This window comes from Paenibacillus sp. NAIST15-1 (assembly GCF_001894745.1).
Classification (GTDB): domain Bacteria; phylum Bacillota; class Bacilli; order Paenibacillales; family Paenibacillaceae; genus Paenibacillus_B; species Paenibacillus_B suaedae.
The window spans coordinates 106,039-128,905 of the sequence record NZ_BBYF01000011.1; the positions used below are offsets into that span (position 1 = coordinate 106,039).

Consider the following 22,867-nt stretch of genomic DNA (forward strand, 5'->3'; position numbering starts at 1 on the left):
GCGGGGAGCTCCCGCGTATTACGAGACCACGTATTTTTCCGCTTGAATCACGCGTTCCGCTATCTCACGCTTGATGCCAACGCCGTCAATCGGCGTGCTCTTCGCCAGCTTCTTCAGAATGGACAGCTGCGTGCGCAAGACATCGCCTGACTCCATTGCCGCCAGCGTTTCCTTGGCTGTTCGTTCAATATCTGCGAATGCCTCATGCACGTATACGGTTGTCATCTGCATCGCAAGTTTTGCTTTCGCTTCGCCGGACTTCGCCATCAGCTTGCGAGTGCGCAGCAGCGTGCTTTCCATTGCATATACAGCAATCATTAAATCAGCAAGGTTGCTCAAGATTTCCTGATGCTGCTCAAGCGATGTACCGTATTTCTGAGCCGCCAATCCACCAAGCATAAGGAATATCTTCTTGGCCATCTGAACGAGATGTTCCTCCTGCTCCATCGCTCCACCTGATTCCGGCATGGATACGATAGACATCAGATCGGCTTGGAGCGCCTTCGCCTTCTGCAGGAGCGGCAATTCTCCCTTGGCGGCTCTCTTAAGCAGCGTACCTGGGATAAGCAATCTATTGATTTCATTCGTTCCTTCGAAAATGCGGTTAATACGGGAGTCGCGGTAGATGCGCTCGATTTTATACTCCTGCGTAAAGCCGTAGCCGCCGTGAATTTGTACGCCTTCATCGGCTACAAAATCAAGCACCTCTGAAGCGAACACTTTATTAATGGAGCATTCAAGCGCATATTCAGCAATCGCCTTGGCCATTAACTGTCCCGAATCCGGCTGCTTGTAATCGATGTCCTTCAGCACATTGTCTACCAAGCCAGAAGTCCGATACACCATCGACTCCGTTACATAAGTACGGATGTTCATATCCGCCAGCTTATTGCCGATCAGAGAGAATTCTGTAAGCGCCTTGCCGAACTGTTTGCGTTCGCCAGCATATTTCACGCTCAGCTCGATCGCTTCCTTCGCTGCTCCGAGACATCCCGCGCCCAGCTTGAAGCGGCCGATGTTCAAAATATTGAACGCAATGACATGTCCGCGGCCTACCTCTCCAAGCACATTCTCCACTGGAACCTTGACGTCCTCGAAGAAGAGCGGACAAGTGGAAGAACTCTTGATGCCCATCTTCTTCTCTTCCGGCCCAACCGTGAAGCCTTCCATTCCCTTCTCAACAATGAATGCCGTGAAGTCTTTGCCATCTACCTTCGCATATACGATAAAAATATCTGCGAAGCCTGCATTTGTAATAAAAATTTTAGAGCCATTCAGCACGTAATGACTGCCATCCTCAGACAGCTCCGCTGTCGACTTCGCACTAAGCGCGTCAGATCCCGATGACGGCTCCGTCAGGCAATAAGCAGCGATTTTAGCGCCTGTTGCAAGGTCAGGCAAGTACTTGGCCTTCTGCTCCGGTGAGCCGAAGAACACGATCGGCAGTGTTCCGATACCCACATGCGCGCCAACCGAGAGCGCAAAGCCAGATGCTTTGGTCAGCGTTTCGCCGATCAGCGTAGAGCTGACCTTGTCGAGCTCAAGACCGCCGTATTCCTCTGGAATATCTGCGCCAAGCAGCCCGATTTCCCCGGCCTTGCGCATCAGCTTAACCGTCAAATCGTAATTCAATTTTTCCAATTCTTCGTCGTGCGGCAGCACTTCTCCTTCTACGAAATCACGAGTTGTATCCACCATCATGCGCTGTTCTTCGGTGAAGTCCTCCGGAGTAACAATCGCATCGGGAGTGATGTCATCAATGACAAAGCTTCCGCCTTTGATTTTCAGTTCCAACATGGTCATGGTAATCTTCTTCCTTTCGAAGTGGATTAAGAATGGATAAATGGCTTTGAATCATTTGATCAATCTGAACAACAATGCAAGGCAATAAGTCTACGCACAGCGTTTAAGCAAACACTTCGAACACTCCGGCAGCTCCCATTCCACCACCGATGCACATGGATACGACACCATAGCCGCCACCACGGCGGCGAAGCTCATGCAAGAGTGTCGCCGTCAGCTTCGAGCCGGTGCAGCCAAGCGGATGACCGAGCGCAATCGCGCCGCCATTCACATTCACCTTGCTCTCATCCAGCCCTAAGTGGCGAATGATATGCAGGCACTGCGAGGCGAATGCTTCATTCAGCTCAAACAGATCGACCTGATCCTGCGTAATACCGGCCTTGCGCAGCGCCTTCGGAATCGCTTCTACAGGTCCGACGCCCATAATGTCAGGCGCGACGCCAGCCAACGCGAAGCTGCGGAAGGCCGCAAGCGGCTTCAATCCAAGCTCCTTCGCTCTATCGGCGCTCATCAGTACACAGGCTGCCGCGCCGTCATTCATCGGCGAGCTATTGCCTGCCGTGACGCTGCCGCCCACGGAGAACGAAGGCTTCAGCTTCGCAAGCACTTCTTCTGTCGTGTCCGGCCGAACGCATTCATCCATATCGAAGGTCAGTTCTTTTTCCCAAGGCCGTCCATTGCTGTCGACCCCTCTCTGTACCGTTGAGACAGGTACAATCTCGTCACGGAATTTGCCTTCGGCGATGGCTGCCGCAGCCTTGCGATGACTGTTAGCAGCGAATTGATCCTGATCCTCACGGCTAATGCCGAATCGCTTCGCAACATTTTCCGCAGTGTATCCCATGCCCATGTATACTTCCGGCATTTCTGAGATCAGCTTCGGATGCGGTGCAAGCTTGAAACCGGTCATTGGCACCGCGCTCATGCTCTCTACTCCGCCGGCAACAATCGTGTCCGCAGAGCCGGCCATAATCCGTTCTGCAGCAAATGCGATCGATTGCAGGCCAGAAGCACAAAACCGGTTAACCGTAACCGCAGGCACCTCCTGCGGATAACCTGCATACAACGACAAGATTCGTGCCATGTTCAAGCCTTGCTCGCCTTCCGGCATTGCGCAGCCGAGTATGACGTCCTCAATATCCGATTTGTTCAAGCCTGGTGCGCGTCGAACAACTTCCTCCAGTACCGTTCTCCCCAGATCCTCAGCTCTCGTCTGCGCGAGACTCCCCTTCTTCGCCCGGCCAACCGGCGTACGCGCTATAGATACAATGACAGCTTCTTTCATTGCGATCTCCCCTCATTCCTAATTTGGAAGGATATTAATTGCGCAGCGGCTTGCCCTTGGAGAGCATGTGCTGCATGCGCGCCTGCGTCTTCGGTTCGCCGCACAGGCTTAAGAAAGCTTCACGTTCCAGATCGAGCATGTATTGCTCGCTCACCAAGCTGTTCGCCAGTACGTTGCCGCCCGCAAGCACATGCGCCAGCTTATTGGCGATCAACCGGTCATGATCTGAAATATAGCCGCCGAGGTGCATCGTATAGGCTGCCAGCTGCAGTACGGATTTGCCAGGTTCACCAACGACGCGGATGCGCTCCTCTTCTCTCGGCGCATATCCGACCCGATCCATTTCCAGCACGGCCATCTTCGCCTCATGTATACGGCGATCCGGGTTGATAACGACGGAGTCGTTAGGCCCCATATAGCCGAGCCGCTTCGTGTCATGTCCACTTGTCGATACCTTCGCCATAGCAATTGTTTCGAAATAGCTGTTGATGTACGATTGCAGGTCTGGATTCGTTTGGCCGACGATTTGGCTTGAGCGCAAGGCCATCTCTTTACAGCCGCCGCCCGCTGGAATCAAGCCAACGCCCGTTTCGACCAATCCGAAGTACGTTTCCGCAGAGAAAATGATTTTGTCTGCCGGCAGGCACGCTTCTACCCCTCCACCAAGCGTCATTTGATGCGGCGCAGCTACAACAGGCTTCTCCAGTCTCTTCAGCGTCAGCATCGTAGTCTGGAACTGGCGGATGATAAGATCAATTTCATCCCATTCCTCTTCCTGAGCCTCCATTAGAAGCAGCATGACATTGGCGCCCACGCAGAAATGACGCCCTTCATTTGCCACAACGAGTCCGCGGTAATTACGGCGAACTTCCTCCACGCTTTTCTGAATCATGGTCAAAATATCCGCACCGATGGCATTGTTCGGCGAATGGAATTCCAGACAAGCTACGCCGTCCCCGATGTCAATCAAGCTAGCACCCGGGTTAGATAGCACGACCTTGTTCTGCTGCTTGAGCTGCTTGAGCGAAATATGCTCCGCTGCCGACTCCAGCTCAGTCCACTCCCCGCCATGAACGTAAAATTGTTGTGCCTCCCGCTTCTCATAGAAGTGAGTATGTCCTTCAGCAATCCACGCGCGTACCCAATCTGGCAGCACGTCGCCCTCTGCCTCCATGCGTTTGGCAGCCGACACCAAGCCGATCGCGTCCCATACTTCGAACGGCCCGAGTTCCCAATTGAAGCCCCATTTCATCGCATTGTCGATATCGACAATCGAATCGGCGATTTCGCCCAGCTTGTGCGCCGAATAGAGCAGCACCGGCTTCAGCGTGTTCCATGCCAGTTCGGAATAACGATCCTTTGTACCGAGCAGCGCCTTGATTTTATTCGCTGCGCCCTTGGCAGACTTTGACGCTTCCAAGGAGGCGGAAGAGATTTTGCGTACCGGCTCGTAGTCCATCGTGTCAAAGCGCAGTGCCTGTATGACCTTCCCAGAGTCGGTCTTTACCTTCTTATAGAAGCCCTGGCCCTGCTTCTCACCTATCCAGCCTAAGTCAACCATCCGGGTAAGAACATCCGGCGCGCTGAATACATCTTTCTCTACTGTCGCTGCTGTCTGGTCATGCACATTCGCTGCTACATGCACGAACGTGTCAAGTCCAACCAGATCAAGTGTACGGAACGTTGCGCTCTTCGGGCGACCAAGCGCAGGTCCAGTGACAGCATCTACTTCCTCGACCGTGTACCCAAGCTCCATCATATTTCGCAATGTAATAAGCAGTCCAAATGTACCGATTCGGTTGGCGATAAAGTTCGGCGTGTCCTTGGCTACAACGACGCCTTTGCCGAGGCGACGCTCACAGAACTCATGCATGTAGGACACAATTTCCGGATCTGTCGTCTCTCCCGGAATAATTTCAAGCAGCTTCATATAACGTGGAGGATTGAAAAAATGAGTGCCTAAAAAGTGCTTTTTAAATAACTCTCCGCACGAAGCAACCATGTCGTTGATGGATATGCCTGACGTATTCGATGTTACGATCGTTCCCGGCTTCCATACCCCTTCGATTCGCTTCAGCAGGTCGCGCTTCACATCCAGTCTCTCGACGACGACCTCAATAATCCAATCCACGTCTGCAAGCTTCGACAGATCATCTTCGAGATTGCCCGGTGTAATTCTGCCCGCGAACTCTTCACTATAAAGCGGTGCCGGCTTCGTCTTCTTCAGGCGCGCGATCGCATCCGCAGCTAAACGATTGCGTACAGCTGGATGCTCCAGTGTGAGTCCTTTCTTGGATTCAGCTTCTGTAAGCTGGTTCGGCACAAGGTCGAGCAGCAGGCAGCGAATGCCTGCACCCGCCAAGTGGGCGGCAATAGCCGCACCCATTACGCCAGAGCCGATAACGGCGGCGCATTGAATCGGTTGAACCATATGCGAGTTCCCTCCCAATTTGTAATGGTCTGTGTCACATGATGAGAACAACAAGAACGACTTCAAGACTTTAATAGATATGAAATTGTTGGCTGATGACGATACTCTGAGATGTTCCCTGCTTCAGAAGTGCTGGGTGCACTTCGTAAGATGTTCCTGCTTCAGGACTTGTAAGTGTGTCTGTACTTCGTGAGGTGTGTATTGCTTGAAATGTGTACTTCTGAGATGTGTGCTTCTTGAGATGTGTGCTTCTTGAGATGTGTGCTTCTTGAGATGTGCAATGCTTCCAGACCGCTGCTCTTGATGCCAATGCTGCTCTTAAGACAAGTGCTAATCTGGATTGTGCTTGTCGTTGTAGTTGTAGATTCATAGAAGAAAGATATATGGAGTAGTTCATTGATGGTGAGAGAATGAGGTTTTTGACCATTGTTCAAAAAATGCAATCATTCTTTGTAGACTTACCAAGGGCTGTCTTATGAAACCGTCATCGGCTGCTTGTCATCCAATTTAACCGCCCCGAACACAGCTAGTTCCAAAATTTCTGCGATGTCGCGCGTCTGAACGGATTCCTCGGCTTCAAGCAGTTTCGTGCCGTCCTCCATCATCGTGAGGCAGTACGGGCATGCCGATGAAATTACGGTCGGCTTTGTGGCCAGTGCTTGCTCAGTGCGCGCCAGATTGACACGCTTGCCTGCAGTCTCTTCCATCCACATCATGCCGCCGCCAGCTCCGCAGCACATGCCATTCTCACGGCTTCGCTCTATTTCAAGCAGGGTTACGCCGCGTATCGCGCGCAGGATATTGCGCGGTTGTTCATAAACGCCATTATAGCGTCCAAGATAACAGGAGTCGTGGTACGTAATTCGTTCCTCCACCTCATACTGCGGAACAAGACTTCCCGCGCGAATCAGTTCATCAAGCAGCTCGCTGTGATGGAGTACTTCGGCTTCCAGCCCAAACTCGGGATACTCATTCTTTAACGTGTTGTACGTATGGGGACAAGCCGTAACAATTTTGCGTACATTATATTTTTGGAAAGTGACGATGTTCTCCTCGCATAGCTGCTGGAACAAAAATTCATTGCCCATGCGCCGCGGAGTATCGCCCGAATTCTTCTCTTCATTGCCGAGTATGGCAAAGTTCACGCCGGCTTCATTCATCAGGCGCACAAGCGCCCGCGTAACCTTCCGGCTGCGATTATCATAAGAGCCCATGGAGCCGACGAACAGCAGGATATCAAACTCCGGATTCTCCTTCACGGTTGGTACATGAAGCACACCTTCAGGATCAACTTCCTTCACCCATTTCACACGATCACTGCGGCTAATGCCCCACGGATTGCTCTGACGCTCAATGTTCTGCAGCGCCCGCTGCCCATCATGCGGCATGCTCCCTTGCGTTAGCACCAGATAACGGCGCATATCGACGATTTTGTCGACATGTTCATTGCCGACCGGACATTGATCCTCACAGTTGCGGCAGGTCGTGCATGCCCATATTTCAGCCTCGGACATCACATCGCCGATAAGCTCAAGTTGCTCTGGGGGGTGTTGTGCAATTTGCCAAGTGGCTGCCTGCGCCTGCATCGTCGAAGCAATATCGGTTATCCCCTGTCCGTGCCACTTTCCAAGCTCGGCCCCCTCTGGATTCATGCTGTGAGTACCCGTTGATTTGAATGCAAAGGCAGGAGTCCATGGTGAACGAGACGTAATAGCCGCTCCTTTCTCTGTCAGGTGATCGCGCAACTTGACGATCATATGCATGGGCGACAGCCATTTCCCTGTACTGGCAGCCGGACATACATTCGTACAGCGCCCGCATTCGACGCATGCGTACAGATCCACTAGCTGCTTCTGTGTAAAATCCTCCACTTTGCCCACACCGAACGATTCAGCTTCCTCATCTTCCAAGTCGAGCTTGCTCAACCGCCCGACAGGCTCTGTGCGCCGAAGCAGCAGGTTGACGGGAGCCGACAGTAGATGGAAATGCTTGCTCTGCGGCACATAGACAAGAAACGCAAGCAAAATCAACAAGTGCGCCCACCAGAATGCGATATAGAGCGCCTCAGCCACCCCGTGGGATATGCCGGTAAAAATACCTGCTATAAGGGAAGATATCGGCGCGTATCCCGATGCCCCTTCTCCTTCAGCTAACCGATGGAATCCCATCGTCAATAAGACAGACAACATCAAAGCGTAAATAAAGAAGACGACAATCGATGGCTTCCAGCCCCGCTTCAGCCTTCCTAGTTTCTCCCCGTATCTGCGATAGGCAGCATACCCCATGGCAATGAGTATCAACGTCACGGTTGCTTCCTGCAGCAGCTCGAATGCCTCGTACCCGGGAATGGGCAGCGGTTTGCCCGACAATCCTTTATAAATAATATCCAGTGCGCCAACTTGTAAAATGATGAAACCATAGAAGATGACAATATGCATCAGGCCGCTTTTCTTATCCTTCAGCAGTTTCGTCTGCCCGAACACTTGGGCGGCAAATGCATGCAAATTGTGCTTCACCCGTCCGCTCCAATTTACCGGCTGTCCGAGTTTGACATACAAGAACCGGTGATAGACCGCTTTGGCAAACCAATAAACGCCGAGTCCCGTAACGGCCAAAAATAGGACAAGCTGCACAATCGCTCCCGGCATCGGAACCATCCCCTTTCTCAATATTGCAAATGAATGAATTACCTACAGGAAGCGTTTTCATCCCCTTGTCACCAAGTGCCTTTCTACTGCCTTAACCCAGATCTATATCCAATGATTGACAATGATCTCAGTTCTAATTTATGATAGCAGCAGAAACTGAATGAGCATTCATTCATTTGTATTCCATATTCTAGCACCGAGGTGATTCCATGACAAGTCAGAAAAAAGAAAAATATTCCCAAATTCTCGAAGCAGCGGTCAAAGTCTTTGCAGAACACGGGTTTCACCGCTCGCAAGTTTCCAAAATTGCAAAAGCAGCCGGAGTTGCTGACGGCACGATCTATCTATACTTCAAACGAAAGGAGGATATCCTGATTTCCTTGTTTCAAGAGAAGCTTGGGGAGCTTATCGCTAAGTTTCATGCAAGCCTCGAAGAAACGACCGGGGCCAAGGAAGCATTGCGTAATGTATGCAAAATCCATTTTTCCGAGTTTGAGAGCAATCCGGATTTGGCGTTCGTCACGCAAATCGAGCTGAGACAAAGCTCCCTTGAGCTTCGCAAGGAAATCGGAAAAATTATAAAACCCTATATTGTACTGATTGAACGAATCTTATTGCAGGGCATTGAAGAAAAGGTATTCCGTGACGATATTGACGTCAAGCTTACCCGTCTACTCATATTCGGTTCTATGGATGAAGTCGTGACGTCGTGGCTCATTTCCGGGCAGAAGTATTCTCTGGTTGGACAGCTGGATGGCACGATCACTTTTTTCCTAAAGGGACTCGAGCCTTAGCTCTCCCCTTCTAATTTCCCGATTACACCCTGTTCTTAAGGTCAGATCCTTATTTATTCTTGTTCTACCAAGACCCATCTTGGATATATGATCATGTCTCATCTTGGATTCACTATCACGTTATCGCCATATAGGAAATGGATACCGACGTTGTAATACCCCTTCTCAGAGCTGTACTCCTACCCAATCTCCTGCATGGCAGTCCACTTGTTCTGCAAGTCCGCTTTAGATATTTTGAAACTAAATAAAGCGAAAGGGGCAATGAACGATGAATATCATCGTATTAGTCAAGCAGACATTCGATACGGAGGAAAAGATCATCACCGAAGGAGGCAAAATTGCAGAAGACGGAGTCAAATTCGTCCTTAATCCTTATGATGAGTATGCAGTTGAGCAAGCGATTCGCATTCGCGATGACCAAGGCGGCAAGGTTATCGTCGTCTCCGCAGGACCCGAGCGTACATCTGAGGCGCTGCGAACAGCACTTGCCATGGGCGCTGACGAAGCCGTGCTGCTCAACGATGAGCGAATCGGCAGCGATGAGCATGCCGTTGCGCATGCCTTGCACGCATTTGTCGGAACAGAATCTTACGATCTTATTCTTGGCGGCAACTTCTCGGTCGACAACGGTTCCGGCCAAGTGGCCGTTAGACTTGCGAAGCTGCTTGGCATTCCGCATGTATCGTCGATTACGAAGCTTGAAATCGCGGATGGCCGTGCCGTCTGCTCCCGGGATGCCGAAGGAGACACAGAAGTAGTAGAGGTGCCTCTTCCAGCCCTATTCACCGCCCAGCAAGGTTTGAATGATCCGCGCTATCCTTCGCTGCAAGGAATTATGAAGGCGAAGAAGAAGCCTTTCCGTGAGCTTACGCTCGACGACTTCGGTGTAACGGTTGACGCACGTACAGCTCAAGCGGAGCTATTCCTGCCTCCGCAGCGCCAAGCCGGCAAGCTGCTCGCCGGGGAACCAGCCGCTCAAGTCCAAGAGTTGTTCCGACTGCTGCGGACGGAAGCTAAGGTCGTATAGTTCTGCATCGAATGCAACGAATCCGGTAAGTTCATATTCCAAGGAGGCGTATTGATATGTCCAGAACGATTCTTGTCGTAGCCGAAGCGAAGGGTGGAAGTCTTCGCCAAGTGTCCTATGAAGCGATTGGGGCAGCCCGCACAGCCGCAGGCAATGGAGGCACTGTAGCCGCTGTGATCATCGGTGCGGATGCAACCCGCTATTCCAGCGACTTGGCGGCCTACGGCGTCGATCATATTTATACTGTGGAGCATACTGCACTCATTCATTATCATCCGGAGGCTTATTTTGCCGCGCTGCAAGCCGTTGTGCAAGCAGCCAACCCGGATGGCGTATTTTTCGGCCATACTGCTTGGGGCAAAGACTTGGCACCGCAGTTGGCTGCTTCCCTGCATAGCGGCCAAATTTCCGATATCATCGCAATTGAAGTGGACAGCAGCGGCGAGGTATTATTCACGCGCCCGATCTATGCAGGCAAGGCCATGGAGAAGAAGAAGTTCCTTGCTGCACCATGGATCGTAACCATACGCCCGAACAACATTCAGCCTCCGGCAGCAGAAGCTGGCCGAACAGTGCCTGTAACGGCTATTGCTTACCCTGAACCGCCGCTATCCGCTGTTATTCGCGAGGTCGTGCAAAATACGGTTGGCAAAATGGATTTGAGTGAAGCGAAAATCATTATATCTGGAGGACGAGGCGTCCGCAGCGCCGAGGGATTCAAACCGCTTGAGGAGCTCGCCTCTCTACTTGGCGGTGCTGTTGGCGCTTCCCGCGGTGCCTGCGATGCGGGTTATTGCGACTACGCCCTGCAAATCGGACAGACGGGCAAGGTCGTCACGCCGGAGCTGTATATTGCCTGCGGCATTAGCGGCGCCATTCAGCATCTGGCGGGAATGAGCCAATCGCGCGTCATTATCGCGATCAACAAAGATCCGGAAGCGCCAATCTTCCAGATTGCCGATTACGGCATCGTGGGCGACCTGTTCGAAATCGTGCCGCTCCTGACTGAGCAGTTCAAGCAGGCGCTGCAAGCATAGCATAAAAACGGTAAGGCAGGGCATTCCGGTTGCTTAAGACGATCGGGGTGCTCTTTTTTTTGCAAAATGCCCAATTCACCCCCGGGCTCCCAGTTTCGTAGGATTGTTCAGTTATTTCAACATTAACTGCCTATAGGAACCGTCTACAAACGTCCATCACTGTATGCGAAGACGCAGCCAAATACAAAGAAGCCCCCATACCTCTCGGCATGTAGGGCTTCTACTGAACAATTATTTGCGATTTGGATCTCCGAAAAACATTTCATGCGCTAATGCAGTCTGAATACGTGATTCATCCTCATTCAGCTTGCGTATTAACTCCATCTCCACCTCGGTTACTTCATCCCCTTGGAAATTGATTTCCGCGATCGAAGCAACAATCTTTACGATAGCTACGGCCACATTATCTGGTGTATAGGCAATCACCTTCTGCCCTGTCGGAAACACTCGAAAGCCCTGCTTGGTCATTTTGCCCCGTCCATATTCCAGCAGCTCATACAGCTCCTGCTCCGTCTTAAATTTGCATACTGAATTAAACTCTGTCTGAAATCCCATGATCTCCGCTCCTTTGCCTGTAAAAAGTGTAACTATATTGAATCACGGCAAGGTGGAGACTGGCAACCGCCTTCTGACTCTCAACATGATAGGCAATCACGCTCTCGGAAGAGATGATGTCACAAATGAGCGAGTTGATATTGTTATATTTATACACCTTCATTTCTGATTTTCCCCTTAAATTATATTCAGAATCTATTAAGTGGAATCTTATTTATTCAATGTTAGCATGGAAATGGAGCTCATATATTTATACATAGGAGGAAGTAAAATGAGTGTCAAAAAAGCAATTTTAGCATCCCTGATCGTATCTAGTATGTTGGCCACTGTAGTTGGCCCGGTTCCTGTCGAAGCCGCAGCTGCACAAGAGCAGAAGCAACCGGAGAAGGTGAAGGTTCAGATCGATAAGAAGATGGCCGACAAGCTTAAAAAGGCAATGAAGGAATTGGCAGGCAAAGAGGTCAAGATGCAGGATGTTGGCGAGAGCTACTCCGGTTCGGTTGGGAGTGCAACAATCCGATCTGTGGATGACAAATATTCAATTGACTTTAATCCGAAAACAGGTGGAATATGGTGGGGCTTTACAAAAATCTCGATCGATGAAGTCAGTAAAGAGGATCAGAATAAAGTCCTTCAAAGATTAAAAGAGTTGTATCCAAACAAAACCTATGTGCTGAGTAATGAAGTAAAAATGCAACGACGATATGATGACAAGCAGGCTAAATTTGTAGATACGAACTATGTTTTCACAGAGGAAGACTTTTATATCTCGCTATATAAACCAAGCGCTGGGTCTAAAGCAAAAGATCAACTCAATGGGTTCTCGATTAAAGTTGATGCCAAAGAACTTGATCCAAAATGGACAAAAGCAGCAGCAGAATTAGTGAAAACAGCGTTCAATCACGAATTGAAAGAAGTGACGGAGGCAACACTCAGACATGGTAATTTTGACTATGAAAAAGTGCTTGCCATACCGATGTGGGTATTGCAAGGAGACGGTGTTTACATTCAAATTGATACAAAGTCGGGAAAGGCGATAGAAGTCATTCACAAATCACGTCTTAAGGAAAAGGTAACGACCGACAAGGAGATTACGGCAAAAGTTGCAAAAGAAGTGATTGCTCCACTGGCCCAAAAGGTGCTGGGTGTCGATATTAGCGGATGTGAAGTGGAGTGGGATAACAGACTGAAAGAGTACCGCTTCCACAATGACTATACGGACAAAAAGGACGGAAAGGTTGTCGCAACGAAGCTGAGAGCTGCATTGGATGCTGACAAAAACGCAGTGTATCTGGTGGGTGGAACAAACGCGATACACGGTTCGATGGAGACGATGGAGAAGTAGACGCTACAACCTTTTTACCTTACACCGTAACGAGACGGTACGAGCCTGTGGATGCACATCCACAGGCTCGTTCGTTTACGGTATTACAAGGATCGCCTGCAATTCGCGCTGCATCTGGTCAGGCGCATCACGAACCGTAGTTTTTTCATCAAGCATATCAGCCATATAGGTTTGAGAAAACTGATCCATCTTGATTAGAACCGGATCTGGAAGTCCTCTTAATGTATTGATCATATTGTTGTTAATCTTGTCCAATTTATAAAACACTTCCACCCTACTATCCTCATTGCTCGCAGGCTTTCTTGCTGGCAGCTCGCCCGGGTTAATTTGTGGTTAATACGTTCTCGAAAACATGCTCCCAGCCATGCGCGTTCAGCGCGAACTGCTTATTTCTCGCATGATAGAAGGACAATCCGCTTCCCTCTCCAATGTGAAGTGCCATCATATAAGGATTTTCTGAATATTTCGTGTAGAGCCCATATTGCTTGTTCTCATGTTAGAATTGTTTCCATCTCTCTTTATCCAACTATTCAATGATTGCTACCTCTGGTTCTCACTTAAATAAATGTAATGATCCATAGAAACCGCAATTATATCTGGCTGCTCCTTCTGAATTGCCTTCTCCAAAGATTGGTAATAATTACACTAACACTTTAAGTGTTACTTCTTGCTCATTTTCCTTTTTATTATTGGTACATCCTACTATTAATAGTAAGAACGATAGTATCACGATATAAATTTTCTTCATCGTCATCCTCCTTTTTAAACTAGCAAGATCATTCGTATTATCACGGGGATAGAGATCAAGCTGAAAAATATCGGAACAGTCCGCAGCTCAACACCCTTCTATGAAAAAATAATAGAGATGATGTCACAAATAAGCGGATTGATATTGTTATATTTATACACCTTCATTTCTGATTTTTTCCTTAAATTATATTCAGAATCTTTTAAGTAGAATCTTATTTATTCAATGTTAGCATGGAAATGGAGCTCATATATTTATACATAGGAGGAAGTAAAATGAGTGTCAAAAAAGCAATTTTAGCATCCCTGATCGTATCTAGTATGTTGGCCACATTGGCCGGCCCAATTCCTGCCGGAGCGGAGGCAGCGCAAGAGAATCAGCAAGAGCAGCAATCCGATAATAAGAAGGTTCCCATCGATAAGAAGTTGGCTCCCAAGCTGCAAAAAGCGGTAAATCAATATGCGGGGAAAGAGGTTAAGCTTAAGGATACCGGTGAACATATCAATAACAATGAGACTTTGGTCACGGTTCAATCTGCAGATGGAAATTACGGTGTTGGCTTTGATCCCAAAAGCGGAAAAATATGGTTTGTTTCCAACAAGACGACAATCGACAAAGTCGACAAAAAATTTCAAGACGAAGCTTTAAAAGAGTTAAAGAACGCCTATTCAAAGAAGAAATACGTATTTAACAAAGACGTTACACAGTCACGATCCTACGATAATAGCAAGGGCAAATTTGGAGATTATATGTTTTATGAGTTTTCCGGGAAGGATTTTAAAGTTTCAGTAAATGCTAATATTTCAGAAGGTTATGCCCTGTCCGTTGTGACAATCGATATTGACAAAAAAGAACTTGATCCGAAATTGCTGAAATCGGCAACGGAAGCGATCAAAACGGCGTTCGATCATCAATTCGACGTGACGAAGGCGCAGATTGAGCATTATACGTGGGTGCTTAAGGACGACAAAGTGACGGTTTACATGGAGAAAGGGAAAGCAATCAGCCTGATCAATGAACAAGGCAATCAGGTCACGACGAACAAAGAGATGACAGAAAAAGAAGCCAAAGAAGCGGTCGCCCCGCTCGCAAAGAAATTATTCAATATCGACATTACGGGATATGAAGTGAAATGGGACAGCTTATTTAAAGATTACCGCTTCATCGAAAAAAATGATGTTACGGCGGTGAGAGCGGCATTGGATGCCGAGAAAAACGTCGTGTATATAAAGTCCGGGAGCAGAGCGGCCGCAGGGAATTAAAAACACAAACAGATGCATAGGAGGATGATCTTGTTTATGAAAAAAGCTATCATCGCAACATTGGTCGTATCCGGCATGCTAGCCTCATTGGGAGGACCGATTCTTGTCGAAGCTGCGGCTGCACAAGAGCAGAAGCAACCGGAGAAGGTGAAGGTTCAGATCGACAAGAAGATGGCCGACAAGCTGAAAAAAGCAATGAAGGAATTGGCAGGCAAAGAGGTCAAGATGCAGGATGTTGGCGAGAGCTACTCCGGTTCGGGTGGGAGTGCAACAATCCGATCTGTGGATGACAAATATTCAATTGACTTTAATCCGAAAACAGGTGAAATAGGGTGGGGCTTTGCAAAAATCTCGATCGATGAAGTCAGTAAAGAGGATCGGAATATAGTCCTTAAAAGATTAAAAGAGTTGTATCCAAACAAAACCTATGTGCTGAGTAATGAAGTGGAAATGCGTCGACGATATGACGACAAACAGGGTAAATTTGTAGATACGAACTATTTTTTCAAAGAGGAAGACTTCTATATCTCGCTCTATAAACCAGGTGCCGGGTCTAAAGCAAAAGATCAACTCAATGGGTTCTCGATTAAAGTTGATGCCAAAGAACTTGATCCAAAATGGACAAAAGCAGCAGCAGAATTAGTGAAAACAGCGTTCAATCACGAATTGAAAGAAGTGACGGAGGCAACACTCAGACATGGTAATTTTGACTATGAAAAAGTGCTTGCCATACCGATGTGGATATTGCAAGGTGACGGTGTTTACGTTGAAATAGACACAAAGTCGGGAAAGGCGATAGAAGTCATTCACAAATCGCGGCTAAAGGAAAAAGTAACGACCGACAAAGAGATTACGGCCAAAGTTGCAAAAGAAGTGATTGCTCCACTGGCCCAAAAGGTGCTGGGTGTCGATATTAGCGGATGTGAAGTGGAGTGGGATAACAGACTGAAAGAGTACCGCTTCCACAATGACTATACGGACAAAAAGGATGGAAAGGTAGTCGCAACGAAGCTGAGAGCTGCATTGGATGCTGACAAAAACGCAGTGTATCTAGTGGGTGGAACAAACGCGATACACGGTTCGAGGGAGACGATAGTGAAGTAGAGGTTACAGCTTTTCCACCTTACACAGTAACGAGACGGTACGAGCCTGTGGATACACATCCACAGGCTCGTTACGTTTTCGATAAGTATGAAGGTTCTATCCCCCCTCATGGAGCTTCTCGCAAGAGAAGGGGTTGATTGTGCCGGAGGATATCTTCCCGAAGGCCGACGTTTGTTGAACCGTGAAGCAGCTCTCTTTACTTCGCTCGTTCATACCACACGCGCAAGTGATGAACCGCTGCTCCTGCGAAGGAGGAATGGCTTGCACCGAGCTCCTTCACATCGCGCAGATGATCCTCGAAATAGTCCAGCGACTTGCCGTGGAAGGACAAGTAGCCTCCTTCATTGGTCTTGCCCAGTTCAAGACCAATGACAATCGGCTTGCCAAGCTCGTCCGCCTGCGAGAGCAGCTTCTTGGACGATTCATAGATCGAATCCGAGTTGTCCCGATATGCCATAATTGTCAAGGAGTCGAATTGCTCCAGCATCCAGCTGCTCACCTTGCCGTTCCCAGTCGGCATATTCAGGCGCGGCAGCCAGAAGGGAACATCCGCAGCCATGTATAGGCCTGCCTCCCGCCCTTCCTCCAGCCAGCTCTCCATGTTGTCAACCCAGCTGTGGACGAGGCTCGCTTCATTCTGCGATCTTCTTTAATGGTTACTGTTATCAAGGGTCGCCTGCAATTCGCGCTGCATCTGGTCAAGCGCATCACGAACCGTAGTTTTTTCATCGAGCATATCAGCCATGTAGGTTTGAGAGAGTTGATCCATCTTGGCTAGAACCGGATCTGGAAATCCTCTTAATGTATTGATCATATTGTTGTTAATCTTGTCCAATTTATAAAACACTTCCAACCTACTATCCTCATTGCTCGCAGGCTTTCTTGCTGGCAGCTCACCTGGGTTAATTTGAGTAAAAATCCGTCCATAGTCCTCGCCATTAATGTATTTAGCAAGCTCCCATGCCTCTTCTGGATGCTGCGCTCCTACTGGAATTGCAAAGATTTCTTCCATGTTGATTCCATTCCCCGTCGTCGGGAAGTCAGCACTTGTAGGATACGGCAATACTGTCCAATCCAAATCCTTGAACAGACTGTTGTTTCCTGTAAGGGCGCTGTACAGTGTTGAGTCATCTACCGCCATCGCAATGTTTCCTATCAGAAAAGGATGATTTTTTTGATAAGAGGTTTTCATTGCCTCTTCTTTTTTCGCAGTTGTTTTTATTTCCGAAGATTTTAAATCAAAGCAGACTTCAGTTCTCACACAGTTTAACACGTTCTCGAAAACATCCCCCCAGCCCTTCGCGTTCAGCGCGAACTGCTTATTTCTCGCATGAAAGAAGGACAATCCACTTCCCTCTCCAATATGAAGTGCCATCATATAAGGATTTTCTGAATATTTCGTGTAAAGCCCATATTGCTTGTTCTCTTTATCCTGATGTTGGAATTGTTGCGCAAGTTGGAAAATTTGATCCCACGTGAGTAGGTCGTTTGGAATAGGTATTCCCTTTTCATTGAAGAAGGTGTTATTAATATAAAGTGCAGAAGCATTAAATGTTGGAGTCAGTCCGTATATATCGCCCTGCTCATTTGTGAGTGAATTGACGATAGCAGGCGCTATCGTTGCTAGATTAAAACCATCTCTCTTTATCCAACTATTTAATGGTTGTAACTTCTGATTCTCGCTTAAATTGAAGTAATGATCCATAGAAATCACAATAATATCTGGTTGTTCCTTCTGAATTGCCCTCTCCAAAGATTGATAATAATTCTGATCATGCGACAATAGCTCATATAGAGAAATAACTTCTAGCTTGTATGCAGGGTGTGTAGCGAGAAAAAAGTTACCGTATTTCTGATTAAAAACATCTCTATTAAACGCTAACACTTTAAGTGTTACTTCTTGCTCATTTTGTTCTTTAGAGTTAGTACATCCGACTATTAATAGTAAGAACGATAGTATCACTATATAAATTTTCTTCATCGTCACCCTCCTTTTTATTCAATTACCTATGGGAAACACAGACGACTGCTCCCCTTTAATGGAGCCAACATCTGTATTCTTGAGTTCGCTATAATATTTAACAGGAAAAAGGCCACTTACGTGACCTTTTTAGTTTAGCAACAAGATAAATATTCAGACTCCATAAAATCACTACAATGAGAACATTTTCCATCGCATGGGTAACCAAAAGTAACGCATGTAACAGTTGATTCAAGCGGAGAACATTTATAATGATGTCTGTACTTAATTTGTTTTTTATCTCCGCAAGGATTCGACGTGCACTCATCCACAGAACCGCAGGAACCATAAGGGCTGCTCAATTATATCACCTCCTTTCATGAAGAACACCCAACTTGGTATTGATAGCTATTCGCTTGTGATTGGAACATTTTATAGTACTGTCCACGTAAAAGTAGTAGTTCTTCATGGTTCCCTACTTCTATAATTCTGCCTTCATCGAGAACAATTATTTTATCTGCAGAAAGGCAACTTGCTAATCGATGAGATATTATTATTGCTGTTTTGCCTTTACAAATATCGATAAAACGATTGATTAATTTCACTTCACTTATTGGATCTAAGGAGGCTGTAGGCTCGTCAAGGAAAATTATCTCTGCCTCTTTATATAACGCTCTTCCCAACGCAATTCTTTGCCACTGCCCACCTGATAGCTCTCTTCCATTATCGAGGGTATATCCCAGATTGGTTTTTTCCTTTTCGGATAGCATTTCTAAAAACTGAATGACTTCAGCTTCATTAATTGCTTTATTAAACTGTAGTTGATTAATATTTTCTGTCTCACTTAATGTGATATTTTCTTCTATTTTAAGCTCATATTTCACAAAGTCTTGAAATAAAGCTGTCATTTTTCTATACAATTCTTTTTGTGGGATATCTTCGATGTCTGCCCCATCTATTAAAATTCTGCCTTCTTGTGCAGAATACAAACCTAACAAGCACTTTATTAATGTACTTTTACCTGATCCATTCTCCCCTACAATGGCTACGGTTTCCCCTTGAGAAATTGAAAAAGAAATGTTTTTTAAAATAAATGAATCACTATTAGGATATTTAAATGAAATATTCTCAACTGAAATTATATGCGTACGATCCACATCTTCTAATACCGACATTTTGTTTGTTGTTTTTTCTGGAATAGTGATAAACTTATTCATATCTACTATATATAATCCTTGATTTATTAATGTACCAATTCCTCCAGATAACATTTTTATAGTAGCAGTACTCATTGAAAGTAATTGAGAATAGGCAACAAAATCCCCTATAGTTATATTATTATTTCTACCGATCAATATAATTCCCAGAATGAACAGTGCATTCACCACTTGATGTAAGATAACAATATTGAACTCTTTCTTCATCCTATATTTCTCAAGCCCATATTGTTCATCCGAAGTCTTCCACATCATCTTTTCCCAGAGCTTTAATATATACTTGGAGTGACCAAATAACTTGAACTCTTTATGAACTGTTTTGTTGGTAAATAAACTAAAAAGATATTGACTCCTTCTTAATATTTGTAGTTGTGAATGTTCTTGTGAATATTGTTTGCGCGATGTAATTGCAATTGTATGAAGTGAAGGGGCTAAAAGAATTATTAGCAGAAATGCTAGGAGCCAATGAAGTTGAAATAATAAATACGTATATCCACACAATATAATAATATTTTTAACAATGTCCATAATAGAGATGAAACAGATAACAATCCGATTACCAATACCACTATTAATTCTTTGTATCAAATTATGATTTTCTTGCGTCTCAAAAAAGATTAATGGTAAAAGTACAAGTTTATCTGCAATTTTCTTATCAACATAATAGTTCGCATATTGTGTCAATCTTGATCTAAGGAGTGTTTTTTTATTATTAAATATTTGTCCTAAGATAAATAATAAAAGTTGCCCTACTATATAAATTAATGAATCATACACTTGGTTGCCCTGATTCAATACTTCTGCAATGCTATCCGTTAGCTTCTTTAATAAATACACTTGAGAGACTGGTATCAAAGATTCTGCTAGAGTTATCAGAATAATACCTATTATTTTATATTTTTGTCCTTTACAAGCAATTTCGAAAATATACCAGTAGTTTCGAAAATAGTTTAGTATATTCATTATTCTGATAAAGAAACATATAAAGGATATTCAGAAATAATATTATTATTCTCATCTAACAAGCAATATCGATAAGTACCTTCTTCAGTTACGGCAAACTTCACATTTACCGCTGCATCCATTCCTGGCATCATACAATTCAATCGAAAGTTTTTAACTTCGATTATTAAGCTACTGAATACCACAACATGATCTGGAGCGTATATAACTAATTTATATAAACTATTAAATTCAGGACTCGGAAGGAAAAATTTCAAGTGGACATCCGTAATAATGGCGCTTGGAAACATGTTTACTTGTATTGAATTTACTACACTGTTAAGTGAATGCCTTTTTGTTTTATGATCATAGATAATTTTCTCGGCAACTAAGATATTTGCTATGGTATTCATCTTTATTTCTTTATATTTCATAGATATTTCATGACCTCTCCTTTGGAGTGTATTTTTCCGGATGGGGTACTTATAAATATTCTCGTGAAATCCTGTTCTTTCAATGATGCTAAATCAAGATATACCATTTTTTTGTATCTCCAAACCTTTTTTTTTGCATTAAAAAACCAAGAATTTGATATAAATACTATTATTAAATCATTGTCAGGATCAAGTAAATGTCTATCAATGTTTTTGAAATATGCTGATTTATAGCTAATCAACAATATCTTAGAAAATCGTTTTTTTTCTTGTATTTTTTGAATAAATTTCTTTTCTTCAAATTTTATCTTAAACAAGAGTATTACACGGATTGCCATAAGACATAGCAATAAAGATGCAAGCACCACTGCCACTTCATTGTAATTTTCCATTAATGTCCCTCATAGTTTTATATATCTTTACACCCTGATATAAGTTAATACTGGTCAACAATAATAGAGTAATCAGATAATTAAAAGTACTAGTGAAAACACCGGAATATCCTTCCATAAAAATACTTATCGCACAAATTGAAATTAATATTATATTCCTTACAATCGGCATTTTATTTAGCAGGTTGTTTTTTCCAAAGCAAGAACATTCAGTAGAACCATTAATGTTCTTTTGATATATTACTATGGCAATAAAAAACACAAGCAAAATAATGGTTAACAACTGTCTCCATGGAGTAAAAAAGTCGCTGAGGTGACAAACCGAAAATACGAGTTCTATACCTATCAACACGTAAATACTTGTTTTTTTTAGTAAGGGTGGGATGAATTGAAGTTTCTCGATTTCTCGTTCAAAATCATATGTATTAGTGAGTTTGGAATATGCTGACAAGGCGAACACAAACCCTAGCAAAAAATCTATGCAATTATGAATCATTTTACAATTCCTTATAAATTAATGCTTGTATTTCCGAAACATTCGGTGTAAACATTTTTTCAATAATATTACCCTTCACATCAACTAAAATGCTGGTAGGTGTTTCATAAATATTTGCTTTTTCAAGTGGCTCTTTATAAGAAAACACAGGAAAGTCAAACTTAAGTTCTCTTATTATCTCATTATTCTCTAATTCATCACCATCCGTAATCAAACTAAAATGAATATTGCCATTAAAAATAGATAACTGGGGTAATAATTCAATACAATGTGCGCAGCTTAATGAAATAACACAATAAACACAAGGTTTGCTTATATCAGATATTTTAAACAACTTCGTAATGTTAGGAATCTCAGTTACATTTCGGGCCTCTGACGCCTCATGATATTTTTTGGCTTTATTGAAAATATCACTCAATTTAACCATCTGCTTTGCTCCCTCTGATCATTTTTTTATAACAACTTTCTTAAAGGGGTTTTTAATCTTTCAAAAGAAAATTCTGCTCCAACTGGTCCTGATTCTAAAACTTGACCTTTCCCGTTTATTGTTAATCCTAACGGAAAGCTTTTCACTTGGAGTTCAAATTTCATTACCTCCTTGTCCATATAGAACAATGGAAACAAGTTATTCACATATTTTTTTAACATCTCAAATAGAGTAGGTTCAGTGTGAATAAAAGCAGCGATATTTATTTCAGGATTTTTAGCACAAAACGTTTGCATTCCCTCCAACGCTTGTTCACATGAAGAACAGGTTGTTGATAAAAATACAGCAATTAAGTAATTCGATTTAATAAGATCGTACAAAAATACTCGATTTACGTTCTCAATCTGTATGTTAGGGATATAGTCACCAAGATCTAAACGAAAAGACGTCGGTTCTTTTAAGAATTTTCGATAATCCCCTTTGCTTTCAACGTTTTCCAAATCATCTCCCCCTCTGCTCACCCAAATTTTTTATACATTTGACATTGATCCTAAATACAAATTAAAACAATTTATAACCCTGTTTTTGGAATATCAAAAGTATATCATCGGTTTTTATGCATGTCTATGTATTTTATTGTAGTTTATTGGAAACATATCCGATTTACTAGTTCTCACTGAACCTCTTCTACATATTTCGCACATAGGAGACTGTCTCATACGTAGTTTTTACTACCTATGAGTTAACTGTTAGATTGGAAAAAAGGTTGAGTTAAGGTTACATCCCCCCCTCAGACTCAACCTTTTCGTTTCATTGTTGTCCACTTGATCCATGTATTCCCGATTACTTTCATTTGTTTCGTTATGCTGTGCTTGCAAAAGAGAAAATAACATCATCGGCGGACTTCTTTAGGACAGCCCTTGCTTGTTCATAATTGGAGGATACGAAGATACACTCTTA

General features: G+C 44.8%; 21 protein-coding genes. 6 read left to right on the top strand and 15 right to left on the bottom strand.

The window, feature by feature from the left end; translation table 11 throughout:
• Positions 1-18: 18 nt before the first annotated feature.
• The 4 genes from PBN151_RS20920 to PBN151_RS20935 form a co-directional block, all read right to left on the bottom strand.
• A complete protein-coding gene (locus tag PBN151_RS20920) occupies positions 19-1,803 on the bottom strand; it encodes an acyl-CoA dehydrogenase family protein (RefSeq protein ID WP_370510441.1) in 1,785 nt (594 codons plus the stop codon).
• Between the two features lie 103 nt (positions 1,804-1,906).
• The gene (locus PBN151_RS20925; RefSeq protein WP_072730556.1) at positions 1,907-3,088 is read right to left on the bottom strand and encodes an acetyl-CoA C-acyltransferase; all 1,182 of its coding nucleotides are present in this window, start codon (positions 3,086-3,088) and stop codon (positions 1,907-1,909) included.
• A 34-nt stretch (positions 3,089-3,122) separates the two neighbouring features.
• The gene (locus PBN151_RS20930; RefSeq protein WP_072730557.1) at positions 3,123-5,519 is read right to left on the bottom strand and encodes a 3-hydroxyacyl-CoA dehydrogenase/enoyl-CoA hydratase family protein; all 2,397 of its coding nucleotides are present in this window, start codon (positions 5,517-5,519) and stop codon (positions 3,123-3,125) included.
• Between the two features lie 473 nt (positions 5,520-5,992).
• Complete coding sequence (locus tag PBN151_RS20935) at positions 5,993-8,167, bottom strand: heterodisulfide reductase-related iron-sulfur binding cluster (protein ID WP_028533636.1); 2,175 nt, start codon at positions 8,165-8,167, stop codon at positions 5,993-5,995.
• Positions 8,168-8,376: 209 nt separating this feature from the next.
• Between PBN151_RS20935 and PBN151_RS20940 the strand changes: the two genes are divergently transcribed.
• From PBN151_RS20940 to PBN151_RS20950, 3 genes are all read left to right on the top strand, one after another.
• Entirely contained in the window at positions 8,377-8,961 is a 585-nt protein-coding gene (locus PBN151_RS20940) for a fatty acid metabolism transcriptional regulator FadR (RefSeq protein WP_065293672.1), read from the top strand.
• Positions 8,962-9,229: 268 nt separating this feature from the next.
• Positions 9,230-9,988 (top strand): electron transfer flavoprotein subunit beta/FixA family protein, encoded by a 759-nt coding sequence (locus PBN151_RS20945; RefSeq protein ID WP_072730558.1) that lies wholly within the window; start codon positions 9,230-9,232, stop codon positions 9,986-9,988.
• Positions 9,989-10,044: 56 nt separating this feature from the next.
• On the top strand, positions 10,045-11,025 hold the full coding sequence (locus PBN151_RS20950; protein WP_065293670.1) for an electron transfer flavoprotein subunit alpha/FixB family protein: 981 nt from the start codon (positions 10,045-10,047) through the stop codon (positions 11,023-11,025).
• Positions 11,026-11,256: 231 nt separating this feature from the next.
• Here the strand turns inward: PBN151_RS20950 and PBN151_RS20955 are convergent, their stop codons facing one another.
• On the bottom strand, positions 11,257-11,580 hold the full coding sequence (locus PBN151_RS20955; RefSeq protein ID WP_021256091.1) for a hypothetical protein: 324 nt from the start codon (positions 11,578-11,580) through the stop codon (positions 11,257-11,259).
• Positions 11,581-11,851: 271 nt separating this feature from the next.
• Here PBN151_RS20955 and PBN151_RS20965 point away from each other — a divergent pair, with 271 nt between their 5' ends.
• Complete coding sequence (locus PBN151_RS20965) at positions 11,852-12,925, top strand: hypothetical protein (protein ID WP_072730560.1); 1,074 nt, start codon at positions 11,852-11,854, stop codon at positions 12,923-12,925.
• Between the two features lie 75 nt (positions 12,926-13,000).
• Here the strand turns inward: PBN151_RS20965 and PBN151_RS20970 are convergent, their stop codons facing one another.
• Positions 13,001-13,198, bottom strand: a complete 198-nt coding sequence (locus tag PBN151_RS20970; RefSeq protein WP_072730561.1) for a hypothetical protein — start codon at positions 13,196-13,198, stop codon at positions 13,001-13,003.
• A gap of 49 nt (positions 13,199-13,247) precedes the next feature.
• On the bottom strand, positions 13,248-13,370 hold the full coding sequence (locus tag PBN151_RS32330) for a hypothetical protein (RefSeq protein WP_265332117.1): 123 nt from the start codon (positions 13,368-13,370) through the stop codon (positions 13,248-13,250).
• A 578-nt stretch (positions 13,371-13,948) separates the two neighbouring features.
• Between PBN151_RS32330 and PBN151_RS20975 the strand changes: the two genes are divergently transcribed.
• Entirely contained in the window at positions 13,949-14,935 is a 987-nt protein-coding gene (locus PBN151_RS20975; RefSeq protein ID WP_072730562.1) for a hypothetical protein, read from the top strand.
• A 36-nt stretch (positions 14,936-14,971) separates the two neighbouring features.
• Positions 14,972-16,039 carry a hypothetical protein gene (locus PBN151_RS20980; RefSeq protein WP_083545254.1) on the top strand — a complete coding sequence of 356 codons (1,068 nt, stop codon included), beginning with the start codon at positions 14,972-14,974 and terminating at the stop codon, positions 16,037-16,039.
• Between the two features lie 196 nt (positions 16,040-16,235).
• Here PBN151_RS20980 and PBN151_RS20985 read toward each other — a convergent pair whose 3' ends face one another.
• The 8 genes from PBN151_RS20985 to PBN151_RS21025 form a co-directional block, all read right to left on the bottom strand.
• Positions 16,236-16,640 carry a hypothetical protein gene (locus PBN151_RS20985; protein WP_175560766.1) on the bottom strand — a complete coding sequence of 135 codons (405 nt, stop codon included), beginning with the start codon at positions 16,638-16,640 and terminating at the stop codon, positions 16,236-16,238.
• A 48-nt stretch (positions 16,641-16,688) separates the two neighbouring features.
• The gene (locus PBN151_RS20990; protein WP_083545255.1) at positions 16,689-18,020 is read right to left on the bottom strand and encodes an ABC transporter substrate-binding protein; all 1,332 of its coding nucleotides are present in this window, start codon (positions 18,018-18,020) and stop codon (positions 16,689-16,691) included.
• A 356-nt stretch (positions 18,021-18,376) separates the two neighbouring features.
• Positions 18,377-20,179, bottom strand: a complete 1,803-nt coding sequence (locus PBN151_RS21000) for an ABC transporter ATP-binding protein (RefSeq protein ID WP_072730565.1) — start codon at positions 20,177-20,179, stop codon at positions 18,377-18,379.
• Complete coding sequence (locus PBN151_RS21005) at positions 20,179-20,592, bottom strand: hypothetical protein (RefSeq protein WP_072730566.1); 414 nt, start codon at positions 20,590-20,592, stop codon at positions 20,179-20,181. Before PBN151_RS21005 ends, PBN151_RS21000 begins: the two co-directional genes overlap by 1 nt.
• Complete coding sequence (locus PBN151_RS21010; protein WP_072730567.1) at positions 20,589-20,984, bottom strand: hypothetical protein; 396 nt, start codon at positions 20,982-20,984, stop codon at positions 20,589-20,591. The genes PBN151_RS21005 and PBN151_RS21010 overlap by 4 nt, the downstream gene beginning before the upstream one ends.
• The gene (locus tag PBN151_RS32560) at positions 20,968-21,480 is read right to left on the bottom strand and encodes a MauE/DoxX family redox-associated membrane protein (protein WP_072730568.1); all 513 of its coding nucleotides are present in this window, start codon (positions 21,478-21,480) and stop codon (positions 20,968-20,970) included. Before PBN151_RS32560 ends, PBN151_RS21010 begins: the two co-directional genes overlap by 17 nt.
• A 1-nt stretch (position 21,481) precedes the next feature.
• Positions 21,482-21,907 (bottom strand): TlpA family protein disulfide reductase, encoded by a 426-nt coding sequence (locus PBN151_RS21020; protein WP_072730569.1) that lies wholly within the window; start codon positions 21,905-21,907, stop codon positions 21,482-21,484.
• Positions 21,908-21,933: 26 nt separating this feature from the next.
• Entirely contained in the window at positions 21,934-22,407 is a 474-nt protein-coding gene (locus PBN151_RS21025) for a hypothetical protein (RefSeq protein WP_072730570.1), read from the bottom strand.
• Positions 22,408-22,867: the final 460 nt, after the last annotated feature.